This is a genomic window from Sphingobacteriaceae bacterium GW460-11-11-14-LB5 (assembly GCA_002151545.1).
Taxonomy (GTDB): Bacteria; Bacteroidota; Bacteroidia; order Sphingobacteriales; family Sphingobacteriaceae; genus Pedobacter.
Genome location: CP021237.1, coordinates 450,735 through 465,896, shown reverse-complemented (window position 1 = coordinate 465,896; position 15,162 = coordinate 450,735). Strand labels below are relative to the sequence as shown.

The following is a 15,162-nucleotide window of genomic DNA, read 5'->3' as shown; positions in this document are numbered from 1 at the left end:
AAAAAAATGAATCAAACAGCTGCAATTAAATTGGATTAATGGGCATCGTGCGGTGTAATGAACTTCAATATCGTTGAGAGAATGAGGCCATATAACACAAAGCTGATGAATATGATATATCCGGGCTGCAATGCCGTATTGTTGGTGGTTAGAATGGTAAGCGAATCGTTTTTGATATTAAGTGCCTGAAGTTGCCCTTCGAGCAAGCCATTCAGCCCGATATAAGCCATGAGTATGGCAATGACAATAACATCGGCCATACTCCACTTACCCGATTGGAATGCGAAGTATTTAATTACCTTATTTTCGGCCAGCTTTTTATTCCCCAGGAGGTGTATTCCCGTCGAACTTAACTTGACTGCCGGAAACAGAATACTAAAAACCAATATCAGCACACCGACCAGGATAGAATCGATGCCAGGCTGACTGATGAGTACGCTTACCACGTCCATGATACTTTTGCTCTGAAAAAACAGCACCTGATCTTTAAAAACCACATGCTCGCCGAGCAGCACAAAATCCAGCGAACGGATACGGGCATCAACCTCTATCATTGATGCGGTGAGGCCGACAGCCAGGAGGATAAATGCAAAGAGCAACGACATGACAAAGAGTGTGGTATGCAGATCACGGCGTTTGCGAAGCCCCCACCAAAAACCCAGCACCACCACCACGCAAGCCAGCATACCAAATGAATAACTGTAGGTTTTACTACGAATTTCGGATAACGTTTGAACAAGGTTTTTATTCAATGCATCGGTAGAGCTTACATGATATTTTTTGTACAATGCCCTTACAGAAGCTCCGTTGGCCACAAATGCACTATCGAGCTTTTCTTCATTGGCCAGTTCGTTAAACTCGCCCATGGCCATTTTACTCAGTTGCCGCTTGTTTTTGGGATTATCTACCTCGGCAATAATCTTTTTGGCAAAAGCCGGCACCTGTGCCCTGATGCTGTCGGAGTTTACAAAATTGCGTATCGCAAATTTCTGAATCTTGCCACTGATTGTTTTTTTGGGTTTATTAACCAGTGCCTCAGCTTTGTCTATAAGGGCGAGCAGCACATTTTGCACTTCTGTTTGTAATATTTTCTTTTGTTTTTTGGTCATTTTCAGGTTGCGTACCTGATGGTGCACAATCCTTGAAACATTATCTTTCCATTGCTGCACAGAAAACAGTCCGTAGGTAATGTTATTGATATTGGAATAATCTTCCTTTATGCGTTCCTGCTGATCGGAAAGTTGGTGCAGCCTCAGTCCGAAATATCCTTCCGCAACCAGCAGTGCGGCTAGTGAGAGGATGAGCAATAATTTGGGAAGAAAAGACTTCCGCTCTTTAAGGTGTGTTTTTTGTGTTTCCAAGCGATTCAGTTTACACGTTTAGTCTCTTTTCTTCTTCCTGTCCAGATTGAAGTCCTTGCATTTAGGAAATGCAAAATCTGACCAGCTATTGGCAGATAAAACCAATAAAACACAAAAAGGTTTAGCAAAAGCTAAACCTTTTTTAAAATTACTTAAAACCTTATATTTTACAATCGATCAATTTTCTTTACCACATCGATTAAACGGCTGCTATAACCAAATTCGTTGTCGTACCAGCCTACCACTTTAACCAGATCGCCAACAATAGAAGTTAATAGCGAATCGAAAATACAAGAATGCGGGTTGTCGATAATATCGACAGATACAATTGGATCTTCAGTATACTCCAGGAGGCCTTTTAATTCATTTTCGGCAGCGTGTTTAAAAGCAGCATTAATTTCTTCGATGGTTGTCTTTTTCTTGAGCAGGCAGGTAAAATCGGTCAACGATCCGTTTAAAACCGGAACCCTGATCCCTGCTCCACCTAAACGACCATCCAGTTCAGGAAAAATATGGGTAATGGCTTTTGCTGCCCCAGTTGTGGTTGGAATAATGGAAGATGAGGCTGCCCTTGCCCTGCGCAAATCTTTGTGGTTTGCATCATGCAGGTTCTGATCGCCGGTCATGGAATGGATGGTGGTAATATAACCTTCCTCAACCCCCCAGTTATCGTTCAAAATCTTAATCATCGGGGCAATATTGTTTGTAGTACAACTCGCATTTGATAGTACAGCACTGGTTAAATCAATCTGATGATCGTTTACCCCCAATACCACCATCGGAATATCTTCGGCTGCCGGCGCTGAAATCAGCACTTGTTTAGCCCCTGAGGTAATGTGTTTTTCAGCGAGCGATTTGGTTAAATTTTTGCCTGTACAATCGATAACCAGATCTACCCTAAGTGCCGACCAGGGTAATTCATCGGCATCTTTAATGGCGAAAACCGGAATAGAAAGCTGATTGATCACCAAGGCATCGGGTTTTGCTGAAACATTACCCGCGAAAACACCATGAACAGTATCGTATTTAAATAAGTGAGCCATCGTCTTGGCTTCTGCCAGGTCGTTAATGGCCACTACTTCAAATCCCTCAGCCAATGCCAAGCGTAAAAATGTTCTTCCTATTCTACCAAAACCATTTATTGCCAGCCTCATTGTTATTATAAAAATTAGAGCGCAAAATTAGTATTTATTTATCAAAGCAAAGACCTGATTATATAAGATGGAAAAGGGATGATGCTTTTTGGTTGTAAGGCCAAAAATGTGCTAATATTCTTACAAAATGATGAAGGTTAGCCGGGTAACAAACACGCGTTTTTTAAAAAAATATTTTTTTTTTCGAAGCGCCAAGGCTGAGCTACCATTAGTGTTGGTTCCCGTTCTTCGCTATATCCCTCCGCTACGCTTTGGGGATGCCGCTGCGCCCGGGGCTAGGCATTTCTGATTTGCAAGGAGGCAAACACAAAACTGCTCACCATTTTATAGTTGAAATACTACTTTGTTTTGCTTCACAAACCTCCGTTAAATAAACCTTATTGTAGCGGCTATCCTTTTTGTTCTACCAATCTAAAAACATCTCACTAACCATCACAAAAAGATAGGAGCGGAAAGAAGGACTGCCGTAACCGATAGGCAAACACCTGCTTTACAAAAAAATAAAATTTATTTTCTGAAGCGCAAAGACTGAGCTACTATTAGTGTTGGCTCCCGTTCTCCGCTATATCCCTTCGTTGCACTTTGGGGATGCCGCTGCGACCGGGGCTAGAAACTTCTGATCTGCACAATACAGAAACAATTAGACGACTACCTGCCTTTCTTTTTAAGCAGACTTAAGGTGAGCAGGCTATTGAAGGCAATGCAGAGGCCAATAATAAGCAGAATCAGCACAAAATTTCCAAGATGCTGTAGAATAATGGTAGCCGCTATCGTAGCCAGATTAAACCCCGCAGTCGAAATTACGATCCAGCTGGGCTTTAAGCCTAACTGCTCTAAACGGTGGTGAATATGGTTACGGTCGCCCTTAAACGGAGATCCGCCCTTTAAAATACGAATAGTGAACACCCTTAAAGAATCGAAAACCGGCACAATGAGTATGGCTACCGCTATGGCTGGTGCAGAATAAAAAGCAGGCTTACTCCCACCGGTGAACTTATTAAGCTCTATAAATTTAATGGCCAGCGCAGCAGAAATAAGTCCGATGATTAATGCACCCGTATCGCCCATAAATATTTTAGCTGGAAACCAATTGTACTTTAAAAAACCAGCTATGGCACCCGCCAGGGCAAAGGCAATAAATGCATATGCTATCTGCCCCATAGAAGAAAACAAAATACCGAAAACCAGGCTCGTCAAAATGCCGATTCCACCTGCCAACCCGTCAATACCATCTATTAAATTGAATGCATTATTGAGGAAAATAATCAATGCAATTGAAAAAAGACTTCCCCATAAAGGTAACATATCTCCTATGCCCAATACACCGTAAAGGCTGGTTAAACGGAAAGCACCAAAAAAAACCAGAATAAAAGCCACCACAATCTGCAGAATAAATTTTGTACTGGTATTGGTACCATAAACATCGTCTTTTAACCCCAACGCCGAAAGGATAATGCACGACGCAATTAAAAAATTAGCTTCTTTAAAATTAATAATGGCAGAAAAAAGCAAGATGCTTACGGTAAAACTACCTACAATGGCCAGGCCACCTAAGCGTGAAATATTACGTTTATGGTTTTTACGATGCAGGTCGTTTTTATCAAAAAGGCCATATTTTAATGAGGTATAGATTACACTTGGAATACTGATCACCACGATAGAAAAGGCCAAAATAAATATGGCCATACAGAAATAGTTTGGATTGGTATTCAGGATATCTTTAAGCAAAACGGGATGACTTGATACACAAATATAAGTAATGTCCCCATAACAAACTGTCGTTTATAAATGTTTAACATGACATAAATCAAAGAGAAGCAGTTTTAGAATGATTCAACCGGAGCTGTAGCCAAATTAATCAGGAAAGATTTAAAATTGACTGAGTTTACTCAGCTTTTTCCTCATGAGGGCAAAAAGCGGGTATGGTATGCTGTTTCTCTTCAGCGCTTTATAATCATTAACAAAAGCAGAGATCCTGCCCCTTAAAGATTGGTTACTTACACCACCTGTGCGCATATTCACCATTAAGATGGGTAAATAAACCGCTTCGATTTTATGGGTATAAAAGTAACGTAATATTAATTCGTAATCGGCAGCCGTGCCCAGATCTAAGGCATAATTTCCATTCTTTTCAAACAACGATCTTTTCAAATACAGCGTAGGGTGTGCGGGCATCCAGCCTTTTTTAAGATCTTCCGCTGTGTTTTGACGTGATTTCCAGGTCCTGATAATTTTATGCGTTGTGGGATGGATATAATTCAGATCACCATAAAGTCCATCTATTTCTGGCTGATCGATAAAGGTTTTGGCTACTGAAGCCAATACATCAGGATGTGCAAATAAATCATCGGCATTTAAAATCCCGATTACTTCTCCTGTTGCCCTATTAATTCCTTTATTAATCGCATCATATAAACCTTTATCCTTTTCTGAAATAAAATAATCAATGGCAGATTGGTTTTCCTGAATAATATTCAGGGTTCGGTCTGTCGATCCTCCATCAATCACAATATATTCTATATCGGCATAAGTTTGCGCCATTACCGAACTAAAACACTGTTGCAAAAAGGCTTCGCCGTTGTAAACGACTGTGATTAGGGATATTTTCATGTTTACCAAACGGGATTCTTTGGCTTTTTAAGCTTAAAAATTGGGTAAAGATAAACAATAGCCTTACATATGCCGAATGGTTTTCTATCAAGCGCACAAAGATGATTTACAGTTTATTTCTTCTTTTGATAATGAAGAGACCAAATAGGCCTGCCGCTGCACCTAAAACCCAGGAATGGTCATCGAGGTTGCACTCTACCATGGTATAAACGCCTCGTTGCCCACCAACCACTGGTCCACCCACACATAACAATGCAAGGGCATTTATAGCCCCAAAGCACACATTACATGAAACAGTGGAGGAAGCTGTCCACGAACAATAATTCGCCGACAGAGACGTAGTCGGTGTTGAACTATAGAGTCGTGCACCTAATAGTGAAGTATAGTCTGTGTAAACTAAATTATCAGAAAGCAAACAGCCGTCTACTGTTCCCTGAGCAGTTACACTTAAAGGATTTAAAGTAAAAAGTAATATGATGGCTAGCAAACATTCCTTCATTTCATATCGGTACTGATTCGATATAAAATTAGCTTGCTTGCATTATGGATTCGTTGTTCCTTTTGTTCAATAAATAGGTGCCATCTATGTCTAGGCTATTAGACAAAAACTACATTAGTAGTAAATTATTAAACTCAGTTGCAATCTTTATACATTAAAGAGTTAAACAAATCTTAACAAAGTATTAAGTGTTTTCGTTTAATTAAATAATATCCAGCTCCTCCTAATAGACATAGCGAAAAAATACTGTAATCATCCAGAGGGCAATTTTCCAATGAATAATTAACCAAAGATCCAGTACCATAAAGCATACCATTTTTAGTAATGGTACAGCTACTATATGGTGAAGAAGGTAAAATTACAGCATTGCAATCAGTAGTGCTGTTATAAGTATGCGGCACCTTCGCGCTATTGCCATCATACTCTGTTCCTGAAATTATAACGGTATAAATATAATCGCCGCCATGATTATTATCAATGCAACCTGATTGTGAAGATGCTATGGGTATGTGCATAAAAAAAAGACCTATTGAACAGACTGTAAAAATGAACAGGAAGCGCATAAAAACGTATTATAAAAACTACAATAAATACAAATATTGAAAATAAATGAATTATATACGATGGCGTTTTCAGCTTGGTTTTCAAAAAAGACAATTAAAAAACACTACTAAAGGAATAGAATTAATGACAAATGATAAGAAATCTCATTTAAAACTACAATTAGCGCTATTTTCAGTTAAAAAACGTTTTAGTTAGTACAAATCAACTTATTGATAAATATCATGAACAAAATGAACGAGTAAATTGAAAATTGCTTAGTGAACAGGAGATTATTAAAAGATTAGTTTCAACAGTAACTGTAGAAATCGCAAGGTTAATAAAAATTTTGAGCTAAAATTTCGACTCACTCAAACGTTCTTTTTATAGAAGCAATACATAAACGTTAAGTAATTTACCCAAAATTTCGAAGCCCCTAAACAATATGCTTTGATAAAGGTGAAAATCAAAGCAAGGTTGTTGAACATATTAAAAGCTAATTGCACCAACAAAAGAAAAAAGATCTATAGATTGTGGACCTGGCCTACGACAGATATTTTAACCTCCATTTACTCCTCAGCATGCAGGCTCCTAAAAGCCCTGCAAAAGCTAACAAGAAAATGTCATGATCATCTAGTGGTAAACCACATGGCGCTTCAAAAGTAGTTGAAATGGTGTAAATCTGGCCAGTTTTTGAAGAACCATTTAAAGTACAGGTACCTTGCGGAGAGCCAGATGTTGCCAAGTAGGTGTGTGGACCACATACTCCTTCCCACCATACAAAGTTATTCCCATCTCCGGTATAAAATTGGGTAGCCGTTTCATGGTTATTAAAAACTTTATTATAGGTATCAAAATTCAGCACTAAACAGCCTGTCTGGGCAGCCGCAGTCAGCGAAATGACCAGTGAAATTAAAAAGGATAAAAGGATCTTGAGCATCTTCGGGAGCATTACCTCGCAAAGATTAAAAAAAGCAACTCAAAAATACTTAAATGTAGATAAAATAATACAAATAAAATATTTACGGTATCAATTATGAGTACGCCATACCTCCTGTTAACCTTTTAACCAAAAAGAAAACGTGCAGCATTCAAAACTTACCGATCAACGATTTCATATTCATTCACCTTCACTAAACCATAACCTGTTCCTGATAAACATTGCTCCGGCACAACTGGCTAACAATGTTAAGAAAGGTACATAATCATCGATAGGACACCGAATATGATCTTGCAAGAGCAGGCCTCCGTAAATCCCTCCTATAGTACATTCTCTTGTGAGTGTGCTTGCTGGTTCGGTTGGAGAACAACCAGCAGGAATGCTAAGGGGACTTCCTCCATAATCAGGGCCAAATACACCGGTAGTACCTAAGTTAGTTGGGTAATAAATTGCTTCGAATCCCGGCCCATAATATTTTATGCAACCCGATTGAGCTTGAACATTTCCTATAAAACAAATAAATACAGCCAGCAGAGAAAATCTTAAACACCTCATACACCAATTATCTTAAAGTTGTTATTCATTTTAGGTTAATAACAGCCCCTAACAACCTTAAAATAGTGGCAAATCCGAATAACAACACGCCTGCAGGCGATATGCAACTTGAATTATACTTACAGGGATAGCGACTTTTTAAATAAGCATAAAAACAATAAACCAGCTTTATAGCTTAAATAAATATGGACAAATATACCTTATAACTGTAGTATCAAAACTACACAGTTAAACTTTTACGTTGATTTATATCAACACAAAAAATGGCTTTGAATTCAGACACGCCTCATCATGAGTTAAAAACAGCACAATTAAAAATCGGAAAGTGTTGTTTACAAAGTATATCTGGAATTAATGATTAAAAAAATCAAGTGAGCCCATTAGGTACATAAAAGGCAATCGACGAGCCTTAATTCTAATTTAATTTTTTTTAAGCATCTTTAACCCATATTTTTGTACGTAAGCCCTAAGCTTACATCCTACATCCCGAATTAAATATGATCCCGACAAAAGCAATTTTAAAATTTCTTTGTATTTTATCTATTACTATTGCCCTTGCCAGCTGTGCCGCCAGAAAAGAGCATAGTCTATTTAACGCCCCAAGTGATGTCGTTACCGATACCATTAAGCAGGTGTATGTGGTAAACGATCAGGGTATTAGTGATGCCTATTATAAAATAAAGGTGAATGATCAATTGGCCATCCGAAATGTACAGAACAAAGAATTTGGGGCTACTGCATCATCTGGATCAGGTTCGAACAACTCCCAAAATGCAGGAGGTTCCATAAATAATATACTTTCTTATCCGGTAGATATTGATGGTAAAGTTAACCTGCCAGCTATAGGAAAGGTGGATGTGATCGGTTTAAGCAGACGGGATGCGGCCATTAAAATTCAGGATTTATATGCAAAACAACTGCTTCGCGACCCCATTATCGAATTAAGTGTAGTAAACTTAAAAGTGACCTTATTAGGAGAGTTTGGCAAACAAGGGAATTTTTTACTCGAGCGGGAAAATACCACCTTAATTGATATTATTGGTGAAGCAGGGGGTATTAACAAAACCGCTGATCCTAAGACCCTAAAAATTATTCGTGGCGACAGAAGCCATCCTGAAATTATCTACGTTAACTTAAACGACATTAACAGTTTAGCCAGTAAAAAGCTGATTCTTCAAAATAACGATATTATCGTATTGCAACAAACCAAGAGCTCGGCATTGAGCGAAAAGCTAACCAGTGTGAATAACATTGTACAACCCTTGCTGGTGGTAGTCAATCTGGCTGTATTAATCTTTACCTTAACCCGCTAATGGATAACACTACACCAACCGAAAATAGAAAGTTAGCCAGCCAGACCATTAACTATTGGAAAATCGTATTGATTTTCTTGAGTAGATGGTATTGGGTTGCCGGAACAGTATTGATCAGCTTTGTAATGGCCTGGCTTTATGTGCGGAGCATTACCCCTATTTATATTACTTCGGCTTCGCTAAAACTAGACAGCGACCAGCAGCAACAAATGACTTCTCTGCCTGGTTCTCCTGTAAATTATCGTCCTTTTAATCAGAATCAGATTCAAACCGAAGGTATTATTATGCGATCGGAAGATGTAATTTTAAATGCATTAAAGAATCTTGATTATAAAATTAGCTATTATTTGGAAGGGAGAGTACGGGTAACCGAACTTTATCCCACACAGCCATTTCAGGTTGATATTTTAACGCAAGATTCTGTTAATTTCAGCAGGGCTACCTATGCAGTTAAACCTGTTGATAACCGGACTTTCGAACTATCAAGCAGCGACGATAATAATCAGCATTTGAAAAAATATCGTTATGGGCAGGCCATAAGCATGGGGAATATGGTTTTTACCGTTAAAACAGAAATCCCAGCTACTGGTAATTATAGCTTCAAATTTAATGGAACCAGAGATCTGTATGGCCGGGCTGCTGGTGGCTTAAATGTGTTCGAACAGGAGAAAAACACCAATATTATGGGGGTTACACATACCGATAGTAATCCGGTTTTTTCCGCCAATGTATTGAATGAGATTATCAAACAATATGTAAAAAATGATGCAAGGCTTAAGAAAAGGTCAGCTAAACAAACTATAGACTATCTGGATAGTCAGATTGCGTTTTTAGATGCCCAGGTAAATAAATCGGGCAACAAACTTTCCACCTTTCAAAGCAGTAACAAACTCATCGATCCAACTAGCGATAGGGAACTGGGAAATTCGAAAATCAGCAATCTACAAAACCAGATTGCTGAATTACAACTGCAAGAATTGGGTATTCAGCAATTAGAAACACAAGTAAAAAACAATAAGGATCGGATACAGCTTAACCTTAACTTAGAGGGCACCAACAGTACGCTCTTAACTGGTTTAATAGCACAACTCAATGCACTTATCATTAATAGAGAAAATAAGTTACAGAATTTCAATGCTGATGCTCAACCCATACAAGATATTAACCGGCAAATTAATGAAGTGAAACAGGCTATTGTAACCAATATCCGGTTATTGCACGAGCGTAATCAAAAAACCATCAGTTACATTAACGGACAAATTGGCCTGGCCAATCAGGCTCTGGGTAGTATACCAGCCAAACAAAATGATTTTGCAAAATTACAAAGCAATTTCGACATCAACCAGCGTATGTTTTCGATGCTGTTTGAACGAAAACTCTCTGCGCAGATTAGCTCAGCAGCCGTAATTTCGGGCGCCACCATTATCAGTGTCGCACAGCCTTCCTTTTTCCCGATCTCTCCTGTGCCGAAGAAAATTTATTCTTCTTATTTATTTATGGGTTTGTTTTCGGGCCTGGGTTTAATTTTATTGGTCAGAATATTAAATCCTTATCTGTACGATATTGAGACGATTGAGGGCTTAACCGCAACTCCTATTATTGGGGTAATTTTAAAATACCCTAAAAAAGTTGGCCTTGGTGAAAGCGTTTTATCGATAGAACGCCCAAAATCTATATTTGCCGAATCGGTGAGGTCGGTGCGAACGAACCTAAGTTTTATGGCCAGTGATCAGGAAACTAAGGTAATTTGTATTACTTCAGAGGTTTCAGGAGAAGGGAAATCGTTCGTAAGTCTAAATCTTGCCGGTACTTTATCTATTATTGACAAAAAAGTGATTTTAATTGCTGCGGATTTACGAAAATCTAAACTCCACTATGCTTTTGGCTCGGACAACCACATTGGTTTAAGCAGTTATTTATCAAAACAGGCTGATTTAGCAGATATCATCTTTACTGATGAACGACATAATATTGATTATATCACTTCTGGCCCGGTTCCTCCAAATCCTTCTGAACTTTTACACCACAAGGCCATGGGAACATTGATTGAAAAGCTTAGAGAAAGTTATGAATATATTATTATCGATACGGCTCCTGTAGGCCTAGTTTCAGATTCTGTTCCGCTCATCCGGAAAGCAGATATTAACCTGTTTATTATCCGTTCAGGCGTTTCTAAATTCAGGGCCGCCACCATTCCCGATCGTTTATCAAAAGAATATGGCCTTAACAACATTGCAATTATCCTAAATTCATTTGGTGATGAGAAGCTGCATGCCAACATTTATACCACCAATTATGCCCATAGCAATACCGGAACGTATTACTACTCTAACTATACCGGCTATGGAAAAAGTGGCTATTATGATGATGAGAAGAGTTGGTGGGAATTTTGGAAGAGAAAATAGAATGGAAAAGGTGAGATGGAAAATGGATGATGGAAGGGTTAGCTTAGTAGTTAATGGTTAATGGTTTAGAATGGATGGCTTAATCGCTTAAAGTTTAAATTGGTTGATTGACAAGATGCAAATGGAGATTAATTGTTGATATAGTATAATTCATGATAGATCAAAATTACAGGTGGTACCCGGTTTATACGCGTTCGAGAGCAGAAAAAAAAGCGAATGAGGAATTGAACAGGAAAGGAATCCAAACTTATTTACCTCTTAAAAAGGCAGTTAAGCAATGGAGCGACCGTAAAAAAATCGTAGAAGAGCCCTTGATTAAATCTTATCTATTTGCCTATATTTCGGCAAGAGAATATGCTGAAGTTCTGATGACCAATGGTGTTGCCAGATTTATTTATTTCTCCAGCCAAATCGCTTCTATCCCTGACCAACAAATCCATGATCTTAAACTCTTGCTCGCTACAGATGCCGATCTGGAACTCATTGATTATGACATTAAACCAGGTGAAAGGGTATTGATTAAAGCCGGACCTTTTAAAGGTGTAATTGCCGAATTGGTATCGGTACATAATAAGCAACGTATTATTTTACGTTTACAAAACATGGGTTATTCGATAAATATTAATACATCGATAGCTTTTGTAGAACCAATCTAGGGACGGATGATGTGTGAGATGAGATTTGAGTCCTGAAATGTGATGTAGGACTCAGCAAAATATATAACAAGTGATCAGTACATTTTGAAAATAAAAATGTGACTGAGCGGGCGAAGCTGTATCCGGTGCAAAATAAGTAGCCCAAATTTTAGTAAAAAAAGATCAATGTGTCGCATAGCAGGCATCATTAATAGCAAAAATTCATTCGAAAAAGTCAATCAACAGGTAAAAGCCATGTGCGATAGTATGCAACATGGTGGCCCTGATGATCATGGTATCTATACGGCTGAAAAAACACCGCTATGCCTTGGTAACCGTAGGTTGGCTATTTTAGATCTTAGTTCCACTGGACATCAACCGATGCTAAGCCATAAAGAAGATCTGGTGATCACTTACAATGGCGAGATTTATAATTATAAGCAGATCAGAACTGAATTAATCAATTTAGGCTATATTTTTAAAACACAAACAGATACAGAGGTCATCCTTTATGCCTATCAGCATTGGGGAGAAACAGCATTCGAAAAACTTGATGGTATTTTTGCCTTCTGCATTTTTGATAAACGGGAACAATGTGTGTACCTGGTCCGGGACCAAAACGGAATAAAACCACTTTATTATCATTTTGCTAACGAAACTTTAACCTTTGCATCAGAAGTAAAAGCATTTAAACACGCTAATATTGACCAGGAAAATGATAACTGGCGGATTTACTACCTTGCTTTTGGCCATATCCCCGAACCTTATACTACACTTAAAAATGTATGTAGCCTGGGCAAAGGTTCTTTTCTGAAATACAACATTAGAAGCGCTCAGCATCTTATTCAATCGTACCATGAATTTGAAAGCACTTCTTATATTCATAACGAAAGTTATGCGATTGAAAGAATCCGCGAACAACTTGGCCACTCTATCAAACAGCAAATGATTTCTGATGTTGATATTGGCGTATTATTCAGTGGTGGGCTCGATTCGAGCATCATTACGATACTGGCTAATCAATATAATAACAAACAGTTGTCTAGTATTTCTGCCAATTTTAATGAGATAGATTTTTCCGAAAAAAAACAGCGGAATAGTTTACTTCAAAAAATAAATCTTCAAAAAATTGAACAGCTGATTACCTATCGCGATTTCGTGCAGAATTTTGAAACCGTTTTAGCAGATATGGATCAACCCACAAATGATGGGATCAATACCTGGTTTGTATGTAAAACAGCAAAAGCGAACGGGATAAAAGTGGTGCTATCGGGTTTAGGCGCTGATGAGCTTTTTGGCGGATACCCATCTTTTGATCGGATCCATAAAATACAAAATCTAAATTGGTTGAGTAAAAGCGCTTTACGCAGTACGCGTTTTTCCAATAACACCAAATTTAAACGTTTATATTACCTCAGCTTAAACTCACCCATTGGCGAATACCTATGTTTGAGAGGAGTTTACTCTCCTGATGTGATCGCCGAATTGTTAGACATCGATATGAAAACCGTTATCGATTGCCTGGAAGACATCCCCCTTCACCCCGGAATTAAGAAAACCAGTAACGAAACAAGAGCGAGCTGGTTCGAATTTAACATGTACATGCAAAATCAGTTATTAAAAGATACCGATTTTATGAGCATGAGCCATGGTGTTGAAGTGAGGGTTCCATTCCTGGACCGTAATTTTGTTGATCTGGTTCTTTCCATCTCAACAGAAATAAAGTTCAGTTACGAACAGAAGAAAAAACTCCTGGTAGAGGCTTACAAAGAAGATCTACCCGTAGAAACCTGGAAAAGATCAAAAATGGGTTTCACTTTCCCGTTTCAAGAATGGATGAGAAAAAGCTCCGACATTGCCGATCCATCCCGTTATGCAAATAAAAGGGCGAAATCACTCATGCAGAACTTTGGAGAAAACAAATTGCACTGGAGTTCTGCCCTAGCCTTATACAGAATATATCATGCCAGTTAAGGTTCTATTTTTAACACTTAAAACGTTTAGTTTTACTGGTGGTATTGAAAAAGTTTGCCGAAGTTTATCCCGTGTATTATACGATTTAAGTGAAGAAGAACTTGTTCAATCGACGGTATATTCCATGTATGATAAAAATGCTGACCGTGATTCCAGGTACCTGAGCAAACAGCAGTTTCATGGTTTTAACGGAAAAAAAGAACGCTTTGTAGTACAATCTTTTTTAAGTGGCTTAAAAGCTGATGTGATTTTGTTGAGCCATATCCATTTAATCAACATTGTTTATTTCATCAAGAAAATACATCCCCATAAAAGAATCTATTTGTTGGCACATGGTATAGAAATTTGGAAAAAGTTATCTGATTCCAAACTCAAAATGTTAAACCAGCTGGATAAGATTATTTGTGTAAGTCATTTTACTGCAGATAAAATTATGGAGATGCATCACATTCCTGCAGATCGGATTGAAGTATTAAACAATTGTCTTGATCCTTTTTATTATTTATCTACACAGTTCGAAAAACCGCAGCGTTTATTGGATCGGTATCATCTAAACCGCGAAAATTTAATCCTTTTTTCACTATCCCGTTTATCCTCTTCAGAGAAGTATAAAGGATACGACCATACCATTGAGCTATTGCCGCAACTATTGGAGATATACCCTAACCTCGTTTACCTATTGGGCGGTAAATGGGATGCTGTAGAAAAGAAAAGATTAGATGACTTAATTGTAAAGAATCAACTGCAGGAGCATATCAGAATGATCGGTTTTATTGATGAAGCCGAACTTACCGAACATTTTTTACTGTCTGATATTTTTATTTTACCCAGTAAAAAAGAAGGTTTCGGAATTGTATTTATCGAAGCCCTGGCAAGCGGCCTTAGGGTAATTGCCGGCAATAAAGATGGCAGCGTAGATGCACTTCAAAACGGAGCACTTGGTTTATTAGTAGATCCTGACGATCAACAAGAAATGCTAAACAGCATATTCAAACTGCTACAACATCGTCAAACTGAAAAGCAGAAAAACAGCCTACAAGAGAAATGTATGAAAGCATTTGGATATACCCACTATCTTCAATCAGTAAAAAACTTGATTTTAAAAGGCTCAATTAATCATACAGCATCAAGTAGCGATCAACAAAAAAAACATGCAGATAAACAAGCTTAATATTT

At 38.1% G+C, this 15,162-nt stretch carries 13 protein-coding genes; 5 read left to right on the top strand and 8 right to left on the bottom strand.

Translation table 11 applies throughout. From position 1 onward, the window contains the following. Positions 1-35 precede the first annotated feature (35 nt). The 8 genes from CA265_01865 to CA265_01830 form a co-directional block, all read right to left on the bottom strand. The gene (locus CA265_01865; protein ID ARS38495.1) at positions 36-1,361 is read right to left on the bottom strand and encodes a paraquat-inducible protein A; all 1,326 of its coding nucleotides are present in this window, start codon (positions 1,359-1,361) and stop codon (positions 36-38) included. Between the two features lie 167 nt (positions 1,362-1,528). After that, positions 1,529-2,515 (bottom strand): type I glyceraldehyde-3-phosphate dehydrogenase, encoded by a 987-nt coding sequence (locus CA265_01860; protein ARS38494.1) that lies wholly within the window; start codon positions 2,513-2,515, stop codon positions 1,529-1,531. 648 nt (positions 2,516-3,163) lie between these two features. Next, complete coding sequence (locus CA265_01855; GenBank protein ID ARS42856.1) at positions 3,164-4,201, bottom strand: hypothetical protein; 1,038 nt, start codon at positions 4,199-4,201, stop codon at positions 3,164-3,166. A gap of 183 nt (positions 4,202-4,384) precedes the next feature. After that, a complete protein-coding gene (locus CA265_01850; GenBank protein ID ARS38493.1) occupies positions 4,385-5,125 on the bottom strand; it encodes a hypothetical protein in 741 nt (246 codons plus the stop codon). A 106-nt stretch (positions 5,126-5,231) separates the two neighbouring features. Further along, positions 5,232-5,624: a hypothetical protein gene (locus CA265_01845; GenBank protein ARS38492.1), complete on the bottom strand. Its 393-nt coding sequence runs from the start codon at positions 5,622-5,624 to the stop codon at positions 5,232-5,234. Between the two features lie 173 nt (positions 5,625-5,797). Continuing rightward, positions 5,798-6,139: a hypothetical protein gene (locus tag CA265_01840; GenBank protein ARS38491.1), complete on the bottom strand. Its 342-nt coding sequence runs from the start codon at positions 6,137-6,139 to the stop codon at positions 5,798-5,800. Between the two features lie 569 nt (positions 6,140-6,708). Then, positions 6,709-7,104, bottom strand: coding sequence for a hypothetical protein (locus CA265_01835; GenBank protein ARS38490.1), 396 nt, complete (start codon positions 7,102-7,104; stop codon positions 6,709-6,711). Positions 7,105-7,284: 180 nt separating this feature from the next. Continuing rightward, complete coding sequence (locus tag CA265_01830) at positions 7,285-7,659, bottom strand: hypothetical protein (GenBank protein ID ARS38489.1); 375 nt, start codon at positions 7,657-7,659, stop codon at positions 7,285-7,287. A 497-nt stretch (positions 7,660-8,156) separates the two neighbouring features. On the opposite strand from CA265_01830, the gene CA265_01825 reads away from it, so the two are divergent. The 5 genes from CA265_01825 (at position 8,157) to CA265_01805 (ending at position 15,157) form a co-directional block, all read left to right on the top strand. Further along, the gene (locus CA265_01825) at positions 8,157-8,972 is read left to right on the top strand and encodes a hypothetical protein (protein ID ARS38488.1); all 816 of its coding nucleotides are present in this window, start codon (positions 8,157-8,159) and stop codon (positions 8,970-8,972) included. Continuing rightward, the gene (locus CA265_01820) at positions 8,972-11,377 is read left to right on the top strand and encodes a hypothetical protein (protein ARS38487.1); all 2,406 of its coding nucleotides are present in this window, start codon (positions 8,972-8,974) and stop codon (positions 11,375-11,377) included. Before CA265_01825 ends, CA265_01820 begins: the two co-directional genes overlap by 1 nt. A gap of 152 nt (positions 11,378-11,529) precedes the next feature. After that, on the top strand, positions 11,530-12,033 hold the full coding sequence (locus CA265_01815; GenBank protein ARS38486.1) for an antitermination protein NusG: 504 nt from the start codon (positions 11,530-11,532) through the stop codon (positions 12,031-12,033). Positions 12,034-12,198: 165 nt separating this feature from the next. Then, the gene (locus CA265_01810) at positions 12,199-13,986 is read left to right on the top strand and encodes an asparagine synthase (glutamine-hydrolyzing) (protein ID ARS38485.1); all 1,788 of its coding nucleotides are present in this window, start codon (positions 12,199-12,201) and stop codon (positions 13,984-13,986) included. After that, complete coding sequence (locus CA265_01805; protein ARS38484.1) at positions 13,976-15,157, top strand: hypothetical protein; 1,182 nt, start codon at positions 13,976-13,978, stop codon at positions 15,155-15,157. Before CA265_01810 ends, CA265_01805 begins: the two co-directional genes overlap by 11 nt. The last annotated feature ends 5 nt before the right edge of the window (positions 15,158-15,162 follow it).